Source organism: Vulcanisaeta distributa JCM 11217 (assembly GCF_001316005.1).
GTDB classification, from domain to species: Archaea; Thermoproteota; Thermoprotei; order Thermoproteales; family Thermocladiaceae; genus Vulcanisaeta; species Vulcanisaeta distributa_B.
Genome location: NZ_BBBJ01000009.1, coordinates 99,139 through 119,779, shown reverse-complemented (window position 1 = coordinate 119,779; position 20,641 = coordinate 99,139). Strand labels below are relative to the sequence as shown.

The 20,641-nt window shown below is 44.2% G+C and carries 31 protein-coding genes and 5 pseudogenes; 19 read left to right on the top strand and 17 right to left on the bottom strand.

Translation table 11 applies throughout. The features are described 5' to 3' along the window. Positions 1 to 208, top strand: a 208-nt coding sequence (locus JCM11217_RS10485; protein ID WP_243679177.1) for a family 1 glycosylhydrolase, incomplete at its 5' end; no start/stop codon positions are given. On the opposite strand, the gene JCM11217_RS10480 is transcribed toward JCM11217_RS10485, so the two are convergent. After that, entirely contained in the window at positions 209 to 607 is a 399-nt protein-coding gene (locus tag JCM11217_RS10480) for a type II toxin-antitoxin system VapC family toxin (RefSeq protein ID WP_054842890.1), read from the bottom strand. Then, positions 594 to 830 carry a hypothetical protein gene (locus JCM11217_RS10475; protein ID WP_054842889.1) on the bottom strand — a complete coding sequence of 79 codons (237 nt, stop codon included), beginning with the start codon at positions 828 to 830 and terminating at the stop codon, positions 594 to 596. Before JCM11217_RS10475 ends, JCM11217_RS10480 begins: the two co-directional genes overlap by 14 nt. A 179-nt stretch (positions 831 to 1,009) precedes the next feature. Here JCM11217_RS10475 and JCM11217_RS16295 point away from each other — a divergent pair, with 179 nt between their 5' ends. From JCM11217_RS16295 to JCM11217_RS10450, 7 genes are all read left to right on the top strand, one after another. Further along, the gene (locus tag JCM11217_RS16295; protein WP_243679176.1) at positions 1,010 to 1,471 is read left to right on the top strand and encodes an MFS transporter; all 462 of its coding nucleotides are present in this window, start codon (positions 1,010 to 1,012) and stop codon (positions 1,469 to 1,471) included. A 103-nt stretch (positions 1,472 to 1,574) separates the two neighbouring features. Next, positions 1,575 to 2,432 carry an MFS transporter gene (locus JCM11217_RS16290; RefSeq protein ID WP_243679175.1) on the top strand — a complete coding sequence of 286 codons (858 nt, stop codon included), beginning with the start codon at positions 1,575 to 1,577 and terminating at the stop codon, positions 2,430 to 2,432. 40 nt (positions 2,433 to 2,472) lie between these two features. Beyond that, entirely contained in the window at positions 2,473 to 2,856 is a 384-nt protein-coding gene (locus tag JCM11217_RS10465; RefSeq protein ID WP_054842888.1) for a HEPN domain-containing protein, read from the top strand. Next, entirely contained in the window at positions 2,825 to 2,968 is a 144-nt protein-coding gene (locus JCM11217_RS16285) for a hypothetical protein (RefSeq protein ID WP_243679174.1), read from the top strand. The genes JCM11217_RS10465 and JCM11217_RS16285 overlap by 32 nt, the downstream gene beginning before the upstream one ends. Next, on the top strand, positions 2,965 to 3,204 hold the full coding sequence (locus tag JCM11217_RS16280; protein ID WP_243679173.1) for a hypothetical protein: 240 nt from the start codon (positions 2,965 to 2,967) through the stop codon (positions 3,202 to 3,204). The genes JCM11217_RS16285 and JCM11217_RS16280 overlap by 4 nt, the downstream gene beginning before the upstream one ends. 61 nt (positions 3,205 to 3,265) lie before the next feature. After that, entirely contained in the window at positions 3,266 to 3,643 is a 378-nt protein-coding gene (locus JCM11217_RS10455; RefSeq protein ID WP_054842887.1) for a HEPN domain-containing protein, read from the top strand. Then, entirely contained in the window at positions 3,628 to 3,984 is a 357-nt protein-coding gene (locus tag JCM11217_RS10450; protein ID WP_054842886.1) for a nucleotidyltransferase domain-containing protein, read from the top strand. Before JCM11217_RS10455 ends, JCM11217_RS10450 begins: the two co-directional genes overlap by 16 nt. Here JCM11217_RS10450 and JCM11217_RS10445 read toward each other — a convergent pair. The 5 genes from JCM11217_RS10445 to JCM11217_RS16275 all read right to left on the bottom strand — a co-directional run bounded on the left by JCM11217_RS10445 (position 3,981) and on the right by JCM11217_RS16275 (position 6,236). Next, a complete protein-coding gene (locus JCM11217_RS10445) occupies positions 3,981 to 4,481 on the bottom strand; it encodes a hypothetical protein (RefSeq protein ID WP_054842885.1) in 501 nt (166 codons plus the stop codon). The genes JCM11217_RS10450 and JCM11217_RS10445 overlap by 4 nt on opposite strands. Before the next feature lie 7 nt (positions 4,482 to 4,488). After that, complete coding sequence (locus JCM11217_RS10440) at positions 4,489 to 4,755, bottom strand: hypothetical protein (RefSeq protein WP_054842884.1); 267 nt, start codon at positions 4,753 to 4,755, stop codon at positions 4,489 to 4,491. Position 4,756: 1 nt separating this feature from the next. Further along, entirely contained in the window at positions 4,757 to 5,377 is a 621-nt protein-coding gene (locus tag JCM11217_RS10435; protein WP_054842883.1) for a hypothetical protein, read from the bottom strand. A 105-nt stretch (positions 5,378 to 5,482) separates the two neighbouring features. Next, positions 5,483 to 5,863, bottom strand: a complete 381-nt coding sequence (locus JCM11217_RS10430) for a cupin domain-containing protein (RefSeq protein WP_054842882.1) — start codon at positions 5,861 to 5,863, stop codon at positions 5,483 to 5,485. Between the two features lie 43 nt (positions 5,864 to 5,906). Then, positions 5,907 to 6,236: a PaREP1 family protein gene (locus JCM11217_RS16275; protein WP_243679172.1), complete on the bottom strand. Its 330-nt coding sequence runs from the start codon at positions 6,234 to 6,236 to the stop codon at positions 5,907 to 5,909. 284 nt (positions 6,237 to 6,520) lie between these two features. Between JCM11217_RS16275 and JCM11217_RS16270 the strand changes: the two genes are divergently transcribed. Both JCM11217_RS16270 and JCM11217_RS16265 read left to right on the top strand, forming a co-directional pair. Next, the gene (locus tag JCM11217_RS16270; protein ID WP_243679171.1) at positions 6,521 to 6,739 is read left to right on the top strand and encodes a hypothetical protein; all 219 of its coding nucleotides are present in this window, start codon (positions 6,521 to 6,523) and stop codon (positions 6,737 to 6,739) included. Positions 6,740 to 7,017: 278 nt separating this feature from the next. Next, positions 7,018 to 7,152: a hypothetical protein gene (locus tag JCM11217_RS16265; RefSeq protein WP_243679170.1), complete on the top strand. Its 135-nt coding sequence runs from the start codon at positions 7,018 to 7,020 to the stop codon at positions 7,150 to 7,152. Here the strand turns inward: JCM11217_RS16265 and JCM11217_RS10415 are convergent, their stop codons facing one another. Next, positions 7,153 to 7,953: a hypothetical protein gene (locus JCM11217_RS10415; RefSeq protein ID WP_054842881.1), complete on the bottom strand. Its 801-nt coding sequence runs from the start codon at positions 7,951 to 7,953 to the stop codon at positions 7,153 to 7,155. After that, positions 7,950 to 8,725 (bottom strand): annotated as a pseudogene (locus tag JCM11217_RS16260) (ABC transporter ATP-binding protein). Before JCM11217_RS16260 ends, JCM11217_RS10415 begins: the two are co-directional and overlap by 4 nt. 209 nt (positions 8,726 to 8,934) lie before the next feature. On the opposite strand from JCM11217_RS16260, the gene JCM11217_RS10400 reads away from it, so the two are divergent. Then, positions 8,935 to 9,315: a PaREP1 family protein gene (locus JCM11217_RS10400; RefSeq protein WP_243679169.1), complete on the top strand. Its 381-nt coding sequence runs from the start codon at positions 8,935 to 8,937 to the stop codon at positions 9,313 to 9,315. Positions 9,316 to 9,451: 136 nt separating this feature from the next. Here the strand turns inward: JCM11217_RS10400 and JCM11217_RS10395 are convergent, their stop codons facing one another. The 3 genes from JCM11217_RS10395 to JCM11217_RS10385 form a co-directional block, all read right to left on the bottom strand. Beyond that, on the bottom strand, positions 9,452 to 10,051 hold the full coding sequence (locus JCM11217_RS10395; RefSeq protein ID WP_243679168.1) for a hypothetical protein: 600 nt from the start codon (positions 10,049 to 10,051) through the stop codon (positions 9,452 to 9,454). 161 nt (positions 10,052 to 10,212) lie between these two features. Then, a complete protein-coding gene (locus JCM11217_RS10390; RefSeq protein ID WP_243679167.1) occupies positions 10,213 to 10,389 on the bottom strand; it encodes a hypothetical protein in 177 nt (58 codons plus the stop codon). A 195-nt stretch (positions 10,390 to 10,584) separates the two neighbouring features. Next, the gene (locus JCM11217_RS10385; RefSeq protein ID WP_054842877.1) at positions 10,585 to 11,952 is read right to left on the bottom strand and encodes a hypothetical protein; all 1,368 of its coding nucleotides are present in this window, start codon (positions 11,950 to 11,952) and stop codon (positions 10,585 to 10,587) included. 272 nt (positions 11,953 to 12,224) lie between these two features. On the opposite strand from JCM11217_RS10385, the gene JCM11217_RS10380 reads away from it, so the two are divergent. The 4 genes and pseudogenes from JCM11217_RS10380 to JCM11217_RS10365 all read left to right on the top strand — a co-directional run bounded on the left by JCM11217_RS10380 (position 12,225) and on the right by JCM11217_RS10365 (position 15,219). After that, the gene (locus JCM11217_RS10380) at positions 12,225 to 12,530 is read left to right on the top strand and encodes a hypothetical protein (protein WP_243679166.1); all 306 of its coding nucleotides are present in this window, start codon (positions 12,225 to 12,227) and stop codon (positions 12,528 to 12,530) included. A 225-nt stretch (positions 12,531 to 12,755) separates the two neighbouring features. Further along, positions 12,756 to 14,261, top strand: a pseudogene (locus tag JCM11217_RS10375) (APC family permease); the annotation flags it as partial. 55 nt (positions 14,262 to 14,316) lie between these two features. After that, on the top strand, positions 14,317 to 14,640 hold the full coding sequence (locus JCM11217_RS10370; RefSeq protein WP_054842876.1) for a hypothetical protein: 324 nt from the start codon (positions 14,317 to 14,319) through the stop codon (positions 14,638 to 14,640). 54 nt (positions 14,641 to 14,694) lie between these two features. Next, complete coding sequence (locus JCM11217_RS10365) at positions 14,695 to 15,219, top strand: hypothetical protein (protein ID WP_054842875.1); 525 nt, start codon at positions 14,695 to 14,697, stop codon at positions 15,217 to 15,219. A gap of 169 nt (positions 15,220 to 15,388) precedes the next feature. Here the strand turns inward: JCM11217_RS10365 and JCM11217_RS10360 are convergent. From JCM11217_RS10360 to JCM11217_RS10340, 5 genes and pseudogenes are all read right to left on the bottom strand, one after another. Continuing rightward, positions 15,389 to 16,002 (bottom strand): annotated as a pseudogene (locus tag JCM11217_RS10360) (endonuclease V); the annotation flags it as partial. After that, entirely contained in the window at positions 15,999 to 16,277 is a 279-nt protein-coding gene (locus JCM11217_RS16255) for a rhodanese-like domain-containing protein (RefSeq protein WP_243679184.1), read from the bottom strand. The gene JCM11217_RS16255 and the pseudogene JCM11217_RS10360, both read right to left, overlap by 4 nt. 150 nt (positions 16,278 to 16,427) lie before the next feature. Next, positions 16,428 to 17,215: pseudogene (locus JCM11217_RS10350) on the bottom strand (THUMP domain-containing protein); the annotation flags it as partial. A 47-nt stretch (positions 17,216 to 17,262) separates the two neighbouring features. Beyond that, on the bottom strand, positions 17,263 to 17,568 hold the full coding sequence (locus JCM11217_RS16250; protein ID WP_243679165.1) for a hypothetical protein: 306 nt from the start codon (positions 17,566 to 17,568) through the stop codon (positions 17,263 to 17,265). Between the two features lie 245 nt (positions 17,569 to 17,813). Further along, positions 17,814 to 18,431: pseudogene (locus JCM11217_RS10340) on the bottom strand (proteasome subunit beta). Positions 18,432 to 18,483: 52 nt separating this feature from the next. Here JCM11217_RS10340 and JCM11217_RS10335 point away from each other — a divergent pair. From JCM11217_RS10335 to JCM11217_RS16235, 4 genes are all read left to right on the top strand, one after another. Then, positions 18,484 to 18,810, top strand: a complete 327-nt coding sequence (locus JCM11217_RS10335) for a hypothetical protein (protein WP_243679164.1) — start codon at positions 18,484 to 18,486, stop codon at positions 18,808 to 18,810. Positions 18,811 to 18,841: 31 nt separating this feature from the next. Further along, positions 18,842 to 19,579, top strand: coding sequence for a hypothetical protein (locus JCM11217_RS16245; RefSeq protein ID WP_243679163.1), 738 nt, complete (start codon positions 18,842 to 18,844; stop codon positions 19,577 to 19,579). A 97-nt stretch (positions 19,580 to 19,676) separates the two neighbouring features. Next, entirely contained in the window at positions 19,677 to 20,006 is a 330-nt protein-coding gene (locus tag JCM11217_RS16240) for a hypothetical protein (protein WP_243679162.1), read from the top strand. 2 nt (positions 20,007 to 20,008) lie between these two features. Beyond that, on the top strand, positions 20,009 to 20,641 hold the full coding sequence (locus JCM11217_RS16235; protein WP_243679161.1) for a hypothetical protein: 633 nt from the start codon (positions 20,009 to 20,011) through the stop codon (positions 20,639 to 20,641).

Genomic DNA, 20,641 nt, shown 5'->3' with positions numbered 1-20,641 from the left:
TTACCTGCACTGGTCGTTGACTGACAATTACGAGTGGGCCTCAGGCTTTAGCATGAGGTTTGGCTTGCTTTACGTCGATTATATCACCAAGAAGCAGTACTGGAGGCCCTCGGCCTACATCTACAGGGAAATAGCCATTAATAAGGCGATACCAGACGAAATAATGCACCTAAATACAATACCGCCAATAAGGCAGCTGAGGAGGTGATTATTGAAACGGCACCACCACATTAATGCCCATCCTTCTCGCAACCTCTCTCTGTTTATTATCAAGCGTTAAAAGAGGTAAGCCCCCCCTGCTTATTGCTAATGCTATGTATAACGCGTCGTATATCGTTATCCCATTATCTATCGCTATCATAAACGCCTTACCAATGTACTTCTCCTCAGGCTCTACAACAATATTCTTACCAATCAATGTCATTAATATGTCACGAAGCTTAATTGAGTGCTCCCTAGTAATAATCCCTCTAATTTGCGCCCTCCAAATTGCGTTCATAACCTCCTTAATTACATGATCAACGTTCATGACATAATTAGTTAATGACCGCCAACCAGGCTCCTTAAGTATGAAGGCCGTTAGTGCTGACGAATCAATCACTATCACGGTCCTCCCTCACCGAACTCACTGAGAACCCCCCCTTGGGAACACTTACTGGTATTTTCTCAAGCTCCTCAACGACACGCTTAATATTCTCCTCAGCCTCCAACTCCCTAATCCTCTCCTCAACAAACCTCCTCAACTCCTCAGCCCAATTAACCCTGTCCTTAAACCTCTCCATCTTCTCCTTAATTTCCCTCCTAACCTTAAAACTAACGACACTAGACATTATGATGGTTTAGGTATACCATGCATGGATTACCTAGTGCTAATACTGAAATCGTAATAGACCGTGAGCATGCAATAAACGACCAGATGCCATAAGCGCCTAAAGAAACTGAGACTCCGACGAGAGGCATTTGGCGAGGTCGTGAGTTAGATTTTTAATCAGTATTGATATCGGTTTACGTGCTGAGGAACCTTGGTGGTATTAGATTGAGTTCTGAGGCGTGGAGGTATCTCGTTGTTCTCGCGTCTATATCAATAATTGCGATGTACGTGGAGATGGTTGTCATGCCATCCTTACCAACCATAGAAAGGCAATACGGCATAACAGAGTCGGAGGTCTCGTGGGTTTTGTCCTCGGAGACGCTGGCTGGACTGGCCTTCGCGCCAATCCTTGGTAAGTTGGCTGATAGTTACGGTAGAAAGAAGATATTGATAATTACATTGATTATTTACTTTATTGCTGTGTTCTTCACGAGCATGGCACCGACATACCCAATCCTAATAATGCTCAGGGCTATTCAGGGAATTGGACTTAGCATAAATCCTATTGGCTATACATTGCTTAGGGAGAAATTGCCGCCTAGGGAATGGCCTGTTGCCAGGGAATCATCGCATCAACATTCGCGATTGGAGCGGCCGTAGCATTACCAATAGGTGCATACCTAGCCCAGTATTATTCCTGGCAGTTCGCGTATGAGACGGCGTTGCCAATACTAGCCGTATTAATACTCATGCTTACTTAGTATTGCCTGAGTCCGAGGCGAGAGTCGGTGAAAGCATTGATTATATAGGCCTGGCACTATTGGCAATGTCCTTCGTAATAATTGGTTACTCATTCACAGAAGCTCCGACCTGGGGTTGGTTATCGGAGGATTTCTGGCTTGGTATTGCACTTGGGTTAGCTATATTGTTCCTATTCATTAATCATGAACTGTCCACGCAGAACCCATTAATAAACATAAGCGACTTCGTAAATCCAGACATAGCTGTGCCCCCCCTACTTTCATCCTTCGTCGCTGGCTTTGGAATGTTCCTGTCATTCCAGGCCCTTGTGTATATGTTTGAATTGCCTAAGCCCATTGGTTATGGCATGACAATACTAAGGACAGGCCTCACACTGGCGCCCATAGCCTTAATAATGCTCTTTGCAGGTCCATTATACGGCATCTTAATGAACACCGTTGGTTATAGAAGGGTGTTAATCATAACGTCTGGAATAGCTGCAATTGGAGGCTTGTTGATGGCGGCCACGGTTTACGTACATGAGTTGATGATCACGATAATTGTGATGATCATAAGCATGGTGGGCATAGCCGGCATGACCGTGACCAGGATAACGTTATTAATATCATCAGCTTCTAGGGAAAGGATGGCCACAATGACCGGCACTAACACCGCCATGAGGCTCATGGGCAATACGCTAGGCCCAGTGATTGCGGGTTCCCTAGAGACCACCTACAGGACTCCACTACTCGCCTACTACTTAAATGGCATGCCCATATTCTATGAGGTACCTGGTAGGGAATCCTTCGTACTATCCTTCGTGATAGCCTCAATCACGGCATTCATAGTAATGATAATGTCGACGAAGGTGACGAGATAAAACCTTAATAGCGTCCTCATAATGCATTACCCATAATTTAATGGCGGAGCCATGGCTTAATAAAGCGAGGAGGTTTAGGGACTATGCGAGGGAGGACTCAGCGAATAATAGGTTTGACTCAACTGCATCTTTTGCCCAGCAGTCTGTCGAGCTATTAATTAAGGGATTGCTTATTAAGTTTGGTGGTTCACGACCAATTACTCACTCAACATCTGAGTTACTTCAATACCTATTGAAGATCCTGGGCAGGGAGGCGCCTCAGGAAGTTACTAGGTGTGCTGAATTACTCGAGCAACACTACGTCCAGACGCACTACCCAGATGCTAGGATTAACGATTACAGGAGGTGGGAGGCCGAGGAGGCCGTTAGGTGTATGGACTTGGTGTGGGATTATGTACAGCAGGTGGTTGGAGGCATTAATTGAGGTTAGTAGGTGGAGGGAGACTAGGTTTAGGGAGGTGCTTGATGAGTTATGCCGTAAGTCCTTGGTAGTAGTCCTATTTGGTTCCAGGGCTAGGGTGATAATACTCCGTTGAGTGATTGGGATTTGATGGCTGTTATACCCACTGGTGATTATAAGATTGAGGTGAGGGATATTGGGCAAGTGGTTTGGTTACCATTGAGTAGGTTAAATGAGGTTCTTGAGAGTTCCATGGTGATACTCGATGCCGTAACCGATGGTAAGGTACTTTGCGGTGATTCAAGAATCTTTGACGACATTAAGGATAGAGTGAGGAGGTACATTGAGGAGAGGGGGCTTGGTCAGGACTAAGAGTGGTTGGTCCCCCCCAAAGGACATAGTTAAATAGATGTGGTACTGAGTAATCGAAGTAATGAGTTTCCTAAGTCAAAGGGCCGAGGAATTTTTGGAGCAGGCGAGGTTTGCGTATGAACGAGGGTACTATGATCTAGTAATGTTTAATGTGGAACAATTTATACAGTTAAAACTTAAGTCATTACTGTATAACCTCGTTGGCGATTATCCACATACCCATAGATTAACCCAACTCTTCATGGAGCTAACGAAAATGCTAAATAATAAGTGCAGTCTAAATGACTTTTACGTTAGAAATAGAGAGGTGATTCTATTATTGGAGTTTGCGTACATAGCAAGTCGTTATATGCCACCTAGGTTTAGCAAGGATGATGCGGAGAGAGCACTTAATATAGCTCGTGAGTTCAATGAGGTGGTTAAATGCCTACTCTCGTAGATTTGCTAATCGATATTAAGAGGATTAGGGATAGAATTCTCAGCAACATTGATTATTACCTAGACAGAATTAAAGACGTGGTGCTCAGGCTCGACCCTAATGCGGAGTTAATGCTCATTGGCAGTTATGTACGTGGCAACTTCAAGCCTGACAGTGACGTTGATGTCCTGATAATATCTGATGTGTATGGTGATGACCCGCATAAGTACGTGGAATTAATCATGAATATCATTAAAGAGGTTGGCGATGAAGCACTTATGGTATTTGAGTTTCACGTGGTCAGTAGGAGGGCATACAATGAATGGTACAGTAAATTCATCGACATCTATAGGATCATTTAAATGCCCAGGTAATTACACGTGTGAACCTCAAGCCCTAACTTGTCCTTAAGCACGTTAATGAACTCACTCCCGGCACCATGGGGGGGCAGTGTGAGTCTCAACACTCTATCATTATACTTAATCTTGAATGCGTCGTAACTCGTCATGCCATATATCATGTCGGGAATATTTAACTCGGCAATGCAGATCACGGCCTCTCTGAGCGGTATGTCCAGCGATTCGTTAGCCGCGGTTATGATGTACATGTAATCACTATATAGTAGTATATCCTTAATTTCATTCCTCCTAGCCTGGAGCGCTCTCCTAGCACTCCTGATTACTAGGTAGTATGGTATGTATAAGCCAATCAGGATTAAGAGGATAACGGCATCGCTGAGCATGAACCTACCATGCATGATATCAGTAGCAACCGCTCCCAGTATTACGAACGTGGCTATTGCCATGAATATTGTGTAAATGACCTCACCAGACTTAAAACTCTTGCTAGGAGTGACCAATGCATTGTTAAACCCCCCAAATCGCATTGTGCAATTCAACATACTCCTCCCTACTCTTGACTCTTCTATATGCCCTAAGAGCATACACGAGGGCTCCAACACCAGGTACAACAAGAAGGGAGAGAGCGTCGTAAAAGTAAGCCCAGTTATGCATGGTGATTGAGAATAACATCGCAATAAGCCCAATGAGGATTAGGGCAAGGCCAAGCTTAACCAGTGAACCTATCCTGCCACCACCATATGGGCCAGAAACAATAACACCCATGACAACCACCCTAACAGGCTAGGCCAGGCCTCTCAATCCTGCCCAACCTACCCATGTCCTTGACAACCCTCCCACCACACCAGTCAATCCTGGGCTTATTATAATCGGTGCTGAGTACCGTATTGAGCTTTCTACACTGCTCTGTGTCAATGTGGAGTATGTAATCCTCACCATAGTGGCTTATTTTTAGCCAGACCCTGCCTGGGAAGTAATAATAATTCCAAGGCTGGCCAACCCTTATGGAACCTGGGCTCACGCTAACCCTGTATGGGTATGAACTCACTGACGGCGCATAATCAACCACGCAGGGGGGGTTGAACTCCTCAATTGGGATTGTCACCTCCTTCCCACTCTTTGTTGTGAACCAAACATAATCCCTATATAGAATGAAGTCCTTAATGTATTTCCCTCTTTCCCTAATGCTTTTGATTAACTGCCAAACCTCAAGCACTATGAATAGGGCAAAGAATAATTGAATCAATACGAACTCCCACAGTGGTATGCGATATTGCAGTGGTGCTAAGTAACCAAACATAAACCATAATGCTCCAGTGACGATCATCGCGAGTACCATCTTCCCAATCTCACTGCCAGCCGTAGCTGGCCTAAGTTTAAGTACTGGCTCACTCATTATTAAATTGAAAGTAATCAGAAATATTTAAACGTATCTGTTCAATTTCTAATAACTATAATCAACAAAATTTAAGTCATGAACATCAAATACTCATTTAATGCATTACTCAAGAACATTTATACTCATGTCATCCTCATAGGATATTATTGTTATTAACTCCAGGTCTTCATTACCAACGTTTATTATTGAATGCGGAGTGTTCGGCTTTACGAATATGCACATGCCTGGTTTTACGTCGATATTTTCGTTATCAACAGTCATTCTCCCAGCACCCCCCCTCAATACTATAAAGGTCTCCGCATAGGCATGTCTATGCAATGGCGCTTTACCGCCAGGCTTGACCACCTGCCTTCTCACAGCGTATTTAGAGCCGTCTTCCTTACTCACAAGCCATTGGGTGTATACACCCACGGCGCCCCCCCTGATACTTAGTGGTTCCTCACGTACCTTCGTGACATCATTAATAACCTTATAACTCGGCATGATAGTGTTATCCGCCTTATGCTTATACGTATTTCCCAATTGTTCATGTTTGTTCGGACTTCATTTTCATGATCTTATTGGTCTCGTTCACGATTCTCTCAATATACGGATATCTAATTCTCACAGCTTCAGCGTCTAACTTTGCCTCGTGAAATCCCCACACATGTAGTGCCCATGCCCTGTCCCACGCTTCCCCCCCAAACCAATCACCAAGTCTCTCACTTATGGCTTCAACAGCCTTTTCCAACTCCGTAACGGTCCATCTGCCCCCCCTTTCATTTACCCTACCTAGTATGTTCTTTAAATCGTAATATTGAGCCAAGGCCTTAACGCACTCCTCAGCCGCTTTATAGAGCTTCTCGCTGGCCTGCACGGGTCCTTATCTATTAATTCCTTGCCTTCCTTTAGGTATTTATTTGCGAGTTCTATCCTAGCCTCAATCATGGCGTTTGGGTCTAGGTTGATTACTTTCATTAATGCATCAAGCACGGCATCCTCGGGATTAAGCCCCCCCTCTTCTTTAATTCCTCGGCGATTATGCTTGGTATCACCACTTCTTCCGTCATTTATTTATACCATGCTTAGGCGAATTATATAGCTTTGCGTAATTGTAGGCACATGAGAAATACTTAAAACCAGCGTGATTGCTGTGCTTCCGTGGACTTTGGAATATTCTTTGCGGCATTCGGCATAAGCTTACTTGAGCTCTCAGAGGCCGGTGCGGTCACGGCTATTTACCAGGGAATTTACAGAGGCTTTAAGCCAGTACTCTACGCGATAGCCGGCGTACTCCTGGTGCTAGTGCTACATTCACCGTTGGTAAGTACATCGTTTACCTACCCCCCCTTGACTACGTATTGGCTGCCTCAGCAATAATACTGTTTTACTTCGGGTATAGGCTATTGAGGAGCGCGCGTAGATCATTTAAGAGAGGCGGGAAAGGCGAGGGTGGTGAGGAGGAGCGTGGGGGATTTAGCCGTTGTGTTTACGGTATCTGCGATAGAGGCCTTTGAGGCTGCCTGGTACTTATTGCATTAATACCAAGGAGTTACTCATCAACCTCATAGGCACTTTATCGGCCGCGGCCATAGTAATTATCCTCACGGCAATAATTAAGGACCAGATCGCCAGAATTAGGCTACCGCACTTGAAGTATGTGCTTTCAGCGCTTCTCTTTAGTTTGGGAACTGTGGGCCATTGAGGCGGCTGGAATTGACATAACAGACCTCGTACTAATACCATTCTTCCTAGCCTACCTAGGCATTAACTATTTGATCATTAAATTATGACTACGGTTCCTCGCCCCTGGTTATCAACCCAACCCTATTAACCGGTGTCCTTAATGCAATGGGTATTGATGTTAAGGCCATAGCAATCGACACTACGGTTAAGGCAAAGTTCAATAGCTGCAGAGCCATTGCTGGGTATGAGGTTGCGTTAGGTGTTATCGTGATTACTGGTATAATCACTGAAAATAGGATTATAATGCTGGGAAGTGAAACGAGGGTAAAGGCTAGGTTCTTCGTTGACCCAATACCCGTGGATATCTTGAAGTACCTTGGCTTTGAGAGCCCAATTAACACGCTAAGTCCATTAGTGAATAAGCCGACACCAAGTGGGGGGGTCAACAATACGGCTATTAATAATGTGCTTAATACATTAGGGACTGTAAGCCACAGTGGTATTATCACCATGGCCTCGGCAAGTAAGTAAAATGCCGTAAATGATGTTAATCCGACAATGTAGAGGGCCTTAATGAGCTCTTTATCACTTAAGCCATTACCAAACAGTACTTCGAAAACGCCATTCTGTATGTCCGCCTGTATTGTGCCAAGTACGATGGTGGCGGATAATAGGGATACCATCATGGAAACGATACCGATTAAAATAATTAACATTAAAACCCTTGTAAAGGCTACGGCCTCACTCACGGGCATTTTAACACCATGAATATTCCCGGGATTAACCGTAATTATTATATAATCAAACTGAGCGGTCACAAACACGGTGGCCAGTAATAAGACCATTAACGTTATAAGGTAGTAAGTCCTGCCCACACTCCACGCCCTCCTGAGGTATGCCTTAATCATTCACTACCACCCAGTAACTCATCAATTACGGAGTTTCTAACCTCCAATATGCTGAATCCCTCAGACCTCAACTTACTCATAACGCTATTTAACTCATTCACATCAGCTTCAATAATCCTAGTCTCACGCTCTCTCCTAGCCACTATCCTCATAACACCACTAAGCCTGGAAACATCTCCGTGAAAAACCATCTTGCCATTCCTCATAATTAATAAGTCATCAGCCAATTCAAGGGCCTCGGCTGATACGTGCGTTGTGTATATAATAATGCCGTGTAAACTCTTCACGATTTCCCTAACCCTACCTGCGAAGTTCACGTCAAGCCCATCCGTGGGTTCATCAAGCACGTAAACCCTGGGATTACCCAACATGGCTATGGCTACCTCAACAATCCTCCTCTGGCCATTACTTAGGAAACCCACCCTAGTATTCAATAAACCCCCTGATACCAAGCCTATCAACTACCTCATCTAAGTTATTAGCGCCCTTAACCTCGGCATAAAACTCCAGGTTCTCGCACGGTCATGTTAGGATCAAGCCCACCTGCATGACTAATGTAACCCACGTCACCTCCACGCAACGGTTTACCATCAAGCATTATTGAACCGCTCAACGGCTTTAACACGCCGGCAATGGCCCTTAACAGTGTCGTCTTACCCGAACCATTGGGACCCAGTATGACTGTTCTGCCTTCATTGAATTCCACGGTTAATCCATTAATGATTATTCTACTTCCATAACCAACAATCAAATTATTAATGCTCAACTTCATTATCATTGTATTGCTTCATTCAGTATTTACTTAAGATTTTTCTCAGGAAAGGTGCAATTACATTAAAACCAATATCTTTTAAGGCTCTCAATAGTTAATTCTTATGTAAAAATGATTGAAATCAAGCTTAACCTAGATGAAATAGGTAAGTCAAGGCTTATGGAGCTCAGGCCGAAATAGGGATAGCCGAGAAGTTCCTCAATGATGGATTGCTTAGAAATGCCGCAGGCAAGGCTTTCCAGGCCTGGAAGTCTTACCTATCGTACTTAGCCATTAGGAATAGGGATTTATTTAATTTCCCAGGTTATAAGAAGGTCGGCCATAACGTTAGGGTTTCGAGGAACGACTGGGTACTCGCTGTTATGCCTACGAATATGCTTATGGAAATCGCAAGTAAATTAGCTGAGAGAAGTGCCGACATTGTCGAATTAACATCACTTGCCCTGGTGATGCATGAGTATCAATACAATGAGCCAGACCCAACTGGCGTTATTAGTAAGATAACGAGTGATGACGTTGCCAGGCAGGTAATTGCCAAGTTCATAGCTAGGGCTAAGGAATTGATCACACAAGCCAGAGAAAAATCGTAATTAATTTTAATTTCCTTAATTTACTCCCTACTTAGGTACTTACTTGCTATTATATCCATAACCTTGATTAAGTCGTTGGTTAACGCATTATCCGCACCATCCCTTGACTTAAGCACCACCTCATTATCTACCTCGTTTATTTCATAATCACTGATATAGAGGCATTGGCGAGCCAAGTGGCGTACTCAATTGCCCTGTTCTCACCAAAAGCCTTCACAGCGTCCTCATGTATTACCACCTCAAGTGGTTTAGCCCTTACTGTGACTAATGGTTTACAACTACCCATCCTCTCAAGACACAATTCGACGTGGGTATTCCCACCCAGCGACCGTAACACTAGGCTTTGATTATCAACACTACCGTAGGTCTTAATCACACTAGCCGCTAATGTACTCGTAGTGACTGGCTGAGGAGTAATTACTGGTGTTTGCACCTCCTGTGGTGCTTGCGTGACCTCCTGCTGTGACTGAGTAATCGGGGGCTGAGTGATCATTGATTGATTAACTATGCCGAGTGATGCCAGTACCTCGCTAAACGCATTAATTACGGAATCAATGTTTTGACTAACCCACTCTGGGTAATGGCTTGGCTTCTTCCTTATCCTTAATTCAATGTCCCCCCCACGCTCAACTGCCTCGTAATCCTCAATGCCCAGCGCCCTAGCTAGCCTAACCGCCGTTACTCTGGCCGTCTCCACGCCGAATAATTCCATGAACTTCCTAGTCACCCTAATCATTGCATTATAGTGATGACAGCCAGTGCTTAATTCAATGAGTATTTCAGGTACCTTTCCCTGATTAAGTGTTGATAAGTTTATGAAGCATGGTAGATTATCAATCCTGACCTCCTCAAGGATTATTTCAGAGTTCTTGTACGTCCCAAGACTTTTTTAAGACGCTATGGCTCATAGCCAATCATTAGCCCCCCACTAATCTCAAAGTCGCTTGATTGACTCGAACCACCCTGCTGTGGCTGCTGGCGCTGCTGCGTTGGTGGTACCACTAATTGCGGTAAACCACTCGGCATCCCGGCCGTGGGCAGTATGTATATTGGGTAGTAGGGCACTCCAAGCATCGTAATCCCATAAATATAATTTTTAATTTTTATCGAGTTCGCAATCCTGAGTAGATCCTCCACAGTTTAATCTTGTTAATACTTTCTCTATCTTTCGTATTCTCTTCGTATTGTTCTCATTTCTCACTTCATTAAGTATCTCGATAAGCTTCTTACAGACAAGTTTTTTAAGCAATTCAAGTCTTTTTACCTCACTCATAGGAACGTATATTGCGTATCTTTTACCTCGCTTAGATACTTTAGCATTAATGTCAATAGCCTTAAGTCTTTTTGCAATTTCATCAGCCTTTGCTTTATCCTTACGTAAGCTCTTAATTCCATATTGCCTTTATCATTTATATTTATTGTTAGTTTAATACCATTTATCTCTATCATCGAACTACCTAATGCTTTGGTTCTCGCATTGGCAAGCTCGATTAATTGTCTAAGTTTCTTCGCATCATTGAACATACTTAATACTTCAATCATTACTCTAATGAACGAGTCGCTAAGCATGTCCCTTACTAAGGTGACCGCCTTTGATGAATTAATTCTAAACTCCTTTATATATTCATGGTCATGCTCACTAAAGTTCATGTTCATTAAATTCTTAATTATTGGCTTCCATAGCTCATACTTTACGACACCTATCGCAAGTTTGACAATCTTTTTTCTAATGTTAAAATTACCGTCAGCTAATAAGGCAGGTAATAAGAATACCTTGAATAATTCATTACTGTATTTAGCGACATCCTCGGCGATTCCATACTTAATGGCATTAACATCTCTACCCTCAAACTTAAGGTCAAGGGCCGTTAGGAGCCATATAACGCGGACGCCATTATTAATGCTTATACCGCTTACGTCTACATGATTCTTGCCCGGGAAAACCATTAACCATGCAATGACCTGCCATAGATAATTAGTACCCATCTCCGGGTAACCCCCTTTATGAATAGTACCGTCAGTCATTAACCAACCATTCTGCATAGCCCTCAGCTTATCGTCATCAAAGAGCCTTGGCACTACCACATACGCATCTTTAAGGCCCGTGAATGTTATATGCATTACCACACTCCCACTTTTAGCAATTCTATTTATTATAACTGCTAAATGCTCTGTGTATAAGTGTACCATGAAGTCTTTATCCTTTTTTAATTCACCTCTTATAATTACCGTTATCTTGCCGTTAATTATTCCATCAACTAATTTCTCTAGTTCAGACCTTCCGATCCTTAACCACCACTCCTTGGCCTCCTTAACTAATTTTAGTAATACCTTAATGATATAGCGAATTGTCATTAAAAACTCAAGCTCTTTCTTGTTGTTTTCGTTTAATACAATGTTCTTGAACTCATCTAATTTAGCATTAATATTGCTGAAGAGATTAGTTAAGTCGTTAATATATGGATCAAACGGTGTTGTTAAGCCACTAAATAAAATATTTCTATGTTCCTTAATTCGGTTAAGAAACTCGTTAATTAACCTTTCAGCCTCACTTAAAACATCTCGATCTCTTATTTCCTCACTACATCTTAATCGTTTACCCTTCCTAATACCCCCCCAACATGCCTTAAGTTCCATGAAATATTCTTAGATGAATCTTCTCAACTGAACTAATAAGTCACTTTAATTGCATAACCTTGCTTTAAGATAAGTTCCTTTTCCTTATAAAGTAAATTACAGCTATATTAGGTCTCTTACAGATTTAAAATAATCTAAGATTGGCGTTTTTATTGTGGTGAATATTCTTGTGGGGGGGGCCATAGGTGGGTATTTGGCTGCTCGGTTTGGTTAATGATGTTCAATGAGGGGGGGTAGGGTTTATTAGTAATTGATTGTTAATTAGTAATTGAATGATAATAAACATTAAGCTCTACATGATCGAGGATAGGGATGATAAGTATTTGGAAATGATTAAGGGCATTATTAGGGAGGTAATGAGTGAGCTGGGGCTTAATGATAGCATTATTAGGTTCATATCAGTGAAGATTAGTAGGGATTACATCGACGTAATACGTGGAATGATGCTCGGCGGCGAGGGTCCTGCTGAATTCATGCCAATAATCAACGAATTGAGGGAATACGAAATATTTGACTTACCAGCATTAATAATTAACGGTAGGAAAATAATTGAAGGAAGAGACTTAAGCCCCCGTTAAGATTAAGCGTTTGATTTCTAATAGAATTAAGGAATTACTACATGGCTAATGATGCTATGATAAAAGTTTTACACTTAGGATTACTTAAATCGAGATAAATGATAAAATTTAAAAGACAGGATATTGCTTGACAAATATGCCAGGTTCTGAGGGTGGGCAGAGTAGGCAGGGGGGGTTAGTTTACGTAAGGAACTAAGCCTATTTGAGTTAACAATAATAGGGCTCGTGGGTGCGATTGGTACTGGCATACTGTTCTCTGCCCCCTCAAATGATGGTTATGAGTGGACCAGCCGTCGTACTTGGTTGGATATTAGGCGGCATATTCTACTTCTTCATAAGTCTCACGTACATGGAGATGGGTACGCTCTATCCCGAGGCTGGTGGTCCTGCTCGTTACGCCTACTACACTCATGGTCCTGTGACTAACCTCCTCAATGCCTGGGCATCAATGGTTTGGTACCTATTCATACCACCCGCTGAAGCCATCGCCGTGGTTTACGGAATAAACTACTTCACGCACAACCTACTCACACCAACAGGCATACCTACGTGGCTCGGCGCCGGCGTAGCAGCAGCGCTAATACTGCTGATGGTACCATTTAATTACTATGGCGTTAAGGCTTCGGAGTCACGACAACAGGTATCGGTATATTCAAGCTAATCCTTTACCTGATAATACCGGTTGGTTTAATGATCGCCGTCTTCATGCCGCAGAACTTCGCAGGACTACCTGGAGGCTTCATGCCCTATGGCGCTGCGGCCATGTTCTCATCAATACCATTCGCCATGTTCGCCTTTGGCGGCACGAGAGTCATACCTGACTATGCCGAGGAAATGAAGAATCCACAGAGGGATTTACCACTCGCCGTACTTCTTGTGGTGATTGGTCAAACCCTTGTTTACGTATTATTCGCAGTGGCTTACGTCGCTTCACTTAATTGGGGCATTTTTGGTGTTAAGCCTGGTGATTGGGCTGACCTAACGATGATCACTTCAGCCTACAACCCAGTTATGTTCATTGCGGGTAAGTACAGCCTTACATACCTATTAGTAATAGCCACAATAGTCGGTATACTGGGGCCATTCGTGGTAGGTTACATATACCTCGGTGCTGGCTCCAGGGTATTATTCTCAATGTATAGGTCTAAGTACGTCGGTGCGAGGGTTGGTGAGATCCACGAGAGGTACGCAATACCCTACTGGGCACTAATAATATTTGGCTTGGCAGGCCTTGTGCTAGCCCTACTCTCGCCAATACCGACGGTATACACGATAATTGAGGAGGCCGTAGTTGCCGGCTATCTAGGCTTCTCAGTAATACCTGTTTCACTCGTTGTTTCCAGAAAACAGGGGGGGTTAAGTGGTGTTTATAGGGTTCCTGCACCGGCAATAATTGGTGCTTTGGCCTTCATATTCGCCACGTGGATTATTTATTGGAGTGGTTGGCCTGCCACGCCTTATGGAGTATTGCTCGTGTTCGTGCTCTCGATAATATTCGGCGTTATATATAGGGTTAAGGCTGGTCTTAAGAATTCCATTTGGTATATTGTTTACATGCTTGTTATGGTTTTGATGACCTACATTGGGCAGACCGCGGGTGGCCCAATGCCGATACTCAAGTTCCCATGGGACATGGTCACGGTCACGATACTGGCCATAGTATTCTACGTATGGGGGGGCATATACTCAGGACTACCAAAACCATACGAAACACCGCCAACTAAATCATGAGAATTCTCCATACAATGTATTGCTTTAAAAGTAAAATGAATTTTATTAACACACCATGCCTGACGTAACACCAATTGGTGGTAATTGGGTTCTATCCAGCTTAAACTTAGTTCCTGAGTTTAGGGTTGATGAGGGTAGGGTGATTATCAGGTTGACGGGGGGGTGTGTTGAGGAACCAATTGTTAAGGTTGTGTGTCACACCGTTAGTTTTGAATTATCATTGAAAACAAGGCCTGAGGATGTTAGGGAAATACTTAGAAGGGCTTATTACGAGTTGCTTGAGGCATTGGATACTAAGATCAAGGCTGCCAGGATTTTAACCCATCTATACAGGGAATTGCTTAACTCGTGTAAGGATGTCGTAGGAGTTGAGTGCTGATTCCCATTCAATTACCAAGCTAGGTTTATAAAATTGAGCATAGATAAGTAATCAATGTCTTCAGGCAATGAAACAAAACCACCAATTTCGGAGTCCCCCCCGTTAAGCCCATTAGAACGGCTGCAACTAATGGTACCTGGGTTTAGGGGTTATAAGGTTAAGGACTTGATTAGGCAGGACGACTTCCTCGTTAGGAAGACCGTGGCCTCAATGCTCGAAGAAGCCCTTAACTTCATTCAGAGGGCTGAGGAGGAGGTAGCCCGTAATAACCCATTCGACCCATTAATACAGCAATACGAGACCGTGCTAAGTGACCTAAGGAGTTTAATAGCCGAGGTCTGGGGGGGCTCACCAACCGGTGATGCTGGTATGCATGATAGGTTTAAGGTGTTCCCCGAGAACTTAGAGAAGCTCGTTGAGTATGACCTAAGGCTCGTGGATACCGCCAAGGCAATACTGGACTCTGCCAAGGCCAGGGCTAATCCGCAGGTCATTGATTCGATGATTAGGGATGCTAGGACATACGTTATTGAGAGACAGAAATTACTAATACCTGAGAAGCTTAGCGAGAAGTGGTGATGAATCAAAGGTAGTTCTCCATTGATGACCTACATTCACTATCCAATTCCTCGATTGATTCCTCACTTAATTTTTTCATAATCCTCCTCTTTAGGCTATTGGCCATGTTGTGAGAGTGAAGTATTGGTATTGGCATTTGAGAACCCACGCATAGTCTCTTGATAAGGTTAACGGCACTCCTCAGCGAAATCCCATAACCAACACTGACGTAGGTCGGCTTGCTCGGCGCGCACTGAATTGCCCAGCCAATAACCTCGTTTGTGCCTATATCAAGTATTGGCCCCCCTCAACCCTATCCACCTTACCATATAGTAATGACTTTGCGACACCAATAGTGGGTATGCGCATACACACGCCGAAGTGACTGGCAATGCCAAGCCTATATGGGTGTGCCCTACCGTGACCATCAATTAGGACCACCTGAGGCTTAGTCCTCAACCTGAGGTATGCATTCACCACAGGCTTTAACTCCCTGAAGGATAGCAGTGTTGGTACGTAGGGGAAAGTCACCGGGCCAACCCAACAACTCCATTCAATAATCGACGACTTACCCAGGGAGTAAGTACTGGCAACTGAAACTCCTATCTCCACATCGCCATGGCTAATATACGCCACGTCAACTCCTGATACCAAGTCAACATTATCGATATTGACTAAGTCCTCCTCAACAACCCTACTCGCCAATGCCCTCTGGATACTCCTGGCGATCTCAAGGTGAAATCCCCCCCTGGGCACCCTAGACCTCACGTAGCCCTCGCTAGGTCCCCCCCTAGACACCCTCATGACGACCTCCTCAACCTATTAATGTCTATGGAGAATGCCTTGAAACCCAATCTCCTAAGCTCAAGCGCACCCCACCTACTGCTAAGGCCCCTGCTGCAGTATAGTACGTAGACCTTATCCCTACCCATGGCCTCAGCCGTACTCACCAACTCATCAACATCCACATTTACAGCACCTGGGTAATGCCACGCCTCATACTCACTCCTACTCCTTAGGTCAATGACCACGGCGTTCTCAGGCACGTGATCGATCTCTACATCACTTGTGCCAAGCATCAACTCATCAACGACCTTATCAGCTGCACTGGCTCTCAGGGTCACAATGCTGTTAAGTAGGTTATTGATGAGGCTTTGATCGAGCTTCTTAAACTCACCATCTAACTCATCAATTGTAACCCTCGTCCTCGGCTTCTCGGAGAATATGGCGCAGAACTCCTCAGTCCTCATTGACTCCTCGTAAGTCCCAATCCTCCTGGCATAATCCATTATGTCATCCTTATCAAGCCAATCAACGGCCTGTAGATGGGCATATCAACTCCATGCTCAATAGCCATTAGGTTATGGAGGGTCTGCGACGAAACCTGGCCAAGCGATTCACCAGTCACTAACCCCCCCAACGCGCCTATTGACCTGGCAACCCTGGAGGCAACCTCATAAAGAACCCTCTTAAACAGCACACTCCACATGTGTGGGTTAGCCTTGGCCCTAAACTCATTGATCAATGGCGAGCAATCAATTATGAATAGCCTCGGGTCATAGCCAATGGACCACCTACTAAATAATGCGTGTGAAACCCTGAGGAAGTTAATAACATCAATGGGGGGGTAGGCCAGGGAGCAGAATAATGCATCTACGTAGGAGCCCCCCCTCCTCATCATGAACCAGGCGGCAACCGGTGAGTCAAAGCCACCCGATATCAACGCCAGCAACCTACCCTCAGAACCGAGTGGTAGCCCGCCAGGGCCATTAATCACCTCAGTGAATAGGTACGCCTTATCGTCCCTAACCTCAATGAACAACTCGATATCAGGCCTCTCAAGATCAACACCCGCACTAAATGGCTTAAGCGCAGCGCCAACAGCCTTGGCAACGTCCATTGAGGTAAAGTTGTGCGAACCAACCCTGTGAACCCTAACCGCGAACCTCTTACCCCTAATTAGGTCACTCCATTCCTTAACCGCCGCATTTACTATATCATTCAACTCCTTAAACACATAAGCCCTAACAGGCGATAAGGACTTAACACCAAAAACCCGACTAATCAAATCAACACTCTCCCTAACCTATCATCGGGAACCTCAACAAACAGCCTACCCTGGGACCTCGTGACTTTAGCACCAACACCAACGCCCCCCCTCAAACCACTGAGTATGTTATGCATGAGCAGCCTCTCCATCCTGGACCTCGTACCCACTCCCTTAATCGCAACCTCACCATACCTAACCAATATCAACGCCATAAAGCGATTACAGGCAGAAGCAAACACCCATGAATAAAAATCTACCTCAAGTAGGCGACGACCAACATTATTAATGCTGCCTCGCTCAATGACCGTTTGCGTTACCAATAATTGGTAACGCAAATTATGAAAACTCACTAGGTTCAGCAAAGACCAATTTCATCAGGTCCTCAGTCCCGTGGAGGCACATCACCTGCGAAGATATGCGTGTGGCAGTTCTTAAGTCTTTACGGTAAAAGGTACTAAAACACCCTTTATTACTAATGAATAGCCCCGCTGGCGTGGGCCGACTGAGTTGGGATTGACCCACCGATGAGGCTGTGCTCCTCCAAGGCGGGGGGGCACATAATCCTTTATAACCGCAGTGGCTGCAGCGGTATTGTCTCCTCTGTCGAACTGTTGCTAGTTATTGTTAGTATGTCGATGCCATCCCCCAGAGACTGGGTCCCTAGATATGCTCTGGTTTATTGCCTTAATGGCTAATTCCCTGGCCTCCTTAACAGTCATTCCAGGCCTGTAATTACTCTCGAGTATGGCAATGGCCAATTTCGTGCCTGTACCCACTGCCGCATAATCATCCTCAATTAACGAACCAAGCGAATCCATTATGAAGAGGTGTGGCCCCTCATCATCAACGCCACCAACTAGCACCTCCACGAAGTATGGCAGAACCCTGTTGGCAAATAACACGTATGATAGTAGCTTAGCCGCTGACCTAATGCTCGGCCTAGTCTTTGTGTCGAGGGCGTAGAGCGACATGTAGGCCTTCGCGATCTTGGTGAGTACCTGCATGTCGGCCAGTATTCCTATTGAGCGATGCCAATGTTATCATTAACCTTAAACACCTTCTTACCAGACCTGCTAAACATCGTGAATCCATAGGCAACCCTCTTTTCGGCAGCAAGCACAACGCCATCGCTCGCCTTAATCCCAACCGCAGTCCCAGTTATTAATTCCTCAATTGATGACATCAAGCAATTAATGGGCATTCCCTTTAAAAAGTTATACCCAGCAGCACTTAGTGTGAGCACTCTCATTAGGAATGAGGGTGACATCCATGTTGAGTGCGACATGGACTATAGCAAGTATGTCGTTAATGGCGTTAATTACGTGCCATGCATAGTAAGGGTTAATGAACTTAGCAAGATACTGGATGTATTAATGAGTTACGTGAAGGGTGACCCAGTGCTTAATCAATTAATGATTAAAGCCGTTGGTGATGAGTTGAGGATTGAAATGCCGATCACGATAATGGGTAGTGGCAAGTCCCTGGGCGAGGTAATCAATGAATTAATATACTTAATAATTGGTATTAGGCACTGCCTACGCTACATTGAGGTAAAGCATTAAAGAGTCATTGTTTTATCTTCATTAATTATTCATGAAACGCGAATTAATAATTAAGCCATTGATTGGAGTGGTGACGTACATAATCAGCATGGTTGAGACTATTTACGTTTGGTTACAATTATTTAATGGGAGTGGTTATTACTACGGCCTTGGGGGGGAATTGATCTTGAAGTCCATGGGCGTATTAAGCATTAATGCTAATGACCTTGGTCAAAGCCTATTACTTGGCCCACTAGTGATGAGTGGTTACCTACCAATATTCATAGCGCTCCTCATAGTAATCACAAACTCATTAATCGCAATCTACACGTATAAATTAAGTAGGGCTAGAGGTTTGGAAATAGGCTTCACTCTCCTCCTAGTCCTCACATCAATAATTAATGCCTCACTCATAAATTTAATGGCTAATCCCTGGCTTCCGCAGGCATTATCAACGGCATTAGCCATAGTCACGTACTACCACGTTGATAGGGATAACAGGCTCATCAGCACCACCCTCTCGGCATTAATGGCATTCTTAAGCCCAACCACCAACCTACTTAACGTATTGGTCCCAATAGCCCACTGGTTCATTAAGAGGGAGTTTAATGAGTCGAGTCAATACGTGATAACCATAGGCTTGGCAGCCTTCACCTACTACTGGATAGCCGGAGCATACTCAATAATCCATGAAATAACGGCACAGGGAATACTTAACCAAGTCATTTACCTACTATCAACAACATCCTTCATACAACTGGCCACCCTGGGCACGGCCATACCAGCCTAGTAGCACGGTACTCGGAGGCGTTGGCTTTACGGCTATTGTTCCCGCAATCCTCATAATAACGCTTGTCGAGGCTCTCGGCAGGTTACGTGAGGGTAAATTGGCCGTATTAACGCTTGCCGTGGCGATAATAATAACGGCATTAACATCACCAATATCACCAATGTGGCCACCATACCAGGGAATCGGGCAGGTGGGCATTAACTGGGGGGGATCATTAAGTAAGGATTATGCTGATATTTATAGTCTTGCATTACTTGCGCCAAGGGGGGGTTATGTCGAGAGCACAGTGCTCTTGACATATCCCTTAATGGTCATTGACCCAGGTAGGCAAGTCATAGGTTATATAGCGCCTATCAACCAAGTAAATGGTGTATACGCAATATGCGGTGATTACCAGCTCGTGATTATAGCTACACAGGCCCATTAGTAATGAATGATTATGAGGTAGTGGCTAATCACTTAATTATTAATGCCATAAACTACACCGAGAATAACTCCTTGCTAACAATACCTGGTGGGCTGTACCAAGACAACATCTCGATAAATACCAGTGAATTAACAATACCACCAGGTACCTATGTAGTAACTACGGCGATTGGTGTATCACGAATATCCCAGGTCATGTCGACGCAACTCACGAGCGTAATACTACCAGTGAGTGCGGGGGGGTCTATTATATCCTTCAACCTCGGATTAAATTTCTCAGGGAGAATGCACAATGTTATTATTTACGGAGTCTCATACACAGATCAGCCAGCCACCCTATCATTGATAATACTTAGGAATGGACAGACAATCGCAAATTCTACTGCTGAGGCACCACCAATTACGCAAGGCATGAAACCATACCCAATAACCTTTAACTTAAACACCAACGTTAAACCAGGAATCTACGAAGTAAACATACACACAAATCAATCATTAATACTATACATATCTGGAGGTTCAGGCATGGAAATAATTAATGGCAATACTACGTTTAGTTACCCAAGTAATGTGCCTACATACACCGTGATGTACACAGTAAATAGGACAACGCCTATAAGACCCACGTGTTGGTAG

Excerpts from the sequence above, each read along its gene's own strand:
- JCM11217_RS16255 (WP_243679184.1), bottom strand. The coding sequence starts at position 16,277 with ATGCTTGGCACAAGTGATGTAGAGATCGATCACGTGCCTGAGAACGCC.
- JCM11217_RS10395 (WP_243679168.1), bottom strand. The coding sequence starts at position 10,051 with ATGATTAGGGTGACTAGGAAGTTCATGGAATTATTCGGCGTGGAGACG.
- JCM11217_RS10430 (WP_054842882.1), bottom strand. The coding sequence starts at position 5,863 with ATGCCGAGTTATAAGGTTATTAATGATGTCACGAAGGTACGTGAGGAA.
- JCM11217_RS10465 (WP_054842888.1), top strand. The coding sequence starts at position 2,473 with ATGGCGGAGCCATGGCTTAATAAAGCGAGGAGGTTTAGGGACTATGCG.
- JCM11217_RS10475 (WP_054842889.1), bottom strand. The coding sequence starts at position 830 with ATGTCTAGTGTCGTTAGTTTTAAGGTTAGGAGGGAAATTAAGGAGAAG.
- JCM11217_RS10370 (WP_054842876.1), top strand. The coding sequence starts at position 14,317 with ATGCCTGACGTAACACCAATTGGTGGTAATTGGGTTCTATCCAGCTTA.
- JCM11217_RS10380 (WP_243679166.1), top strand. The coding sequence starts at position 12,225 with ATGATAATAAACATTAAGCTCTACATGATCGAGGATAGGGATGATAAG.
- JCM11217_RS10385 (WP_054842877.1), bottom strand. The coding sequence starts at position 11,952 with ATGGAACTTAAGGCATGTTGGGGGGGTATTAGGAAGGGTAAACGATTA.
- JCM11217_RS10365 (WP_054842875.1), top strand. The coding sequence starts at position 14,695 with ATGTCTTCAGGCAATGAAACAAAACCACCAATTTCGGAGTCCCCCCCG.
- JCM11217_RS10435 (WP_054842883.1), bottom strand. The coding sequence starts at position 5,377 with ATGAGTGAGCCAGTACTTAAACTTAGGCCAGCTACGGCTGGCAGTGAG.
- JCM11217_RS10450 (WP_054842886.1), top strand. The coding sequence starts at position 3,628 with ATGCCTACTCTCGTAGATTTGCTAATCGATATTAAGAGGATTAGGGAT.
- JCM11217_RS10390 (WP_243679167.1), bottom strand. The coding sequence starts at position 10,389 with ATGCTTGGAGTGCCCTACTACCCAATATACATACTGCCCACGGCCGGG.
- JCM11217_RS16245 (WP_243679163.1), top strand. The coding sequence starts at position 18,842 with ATGAAACGCGAATTAATAATTAAGCCATTGATTGGAGTGGTGACGTAC.
- JCM11217_RS10455 (WP_054842887.1), top strand. The coding sequence starts at position 3,266 with ATGAGTTTCCTAAGTCAAAGGGCCGAGGAATTTTTGGAGCAGGCGAGG.
- JCM11217_RS10415 (WP_054842881.1), bottom strand. The coding sequence starts at position 7,953 with ATGATTAAGGCATACCTCAGGAGGGCGTGGAGTGTGGGCAGGACTTAC.
- JCM11217_RS16265 (WP_243679170.1), top strand. The coding sequence starts at position 7,018 with ATGTGCTTTCAGCGCTTCTCTTTAGTTTGGGAACTGTGGGCCATTGAG.
- JCM11217_RS16235 (WP_243679161.1), top strand. The coding sequence starts at position 20,009 with ATGAATGATTATGAGGTAGTGGCTAATCACTTAATTATTAATGCCATA.
- JCM11217_RS16285 (WP_243679174.1), top strand. The coding sequence starts at position 2,825 with ATGTACAGCAGGTGGTTGGAGGCATTAATTGAGGTTAGTAGGTGGAGG.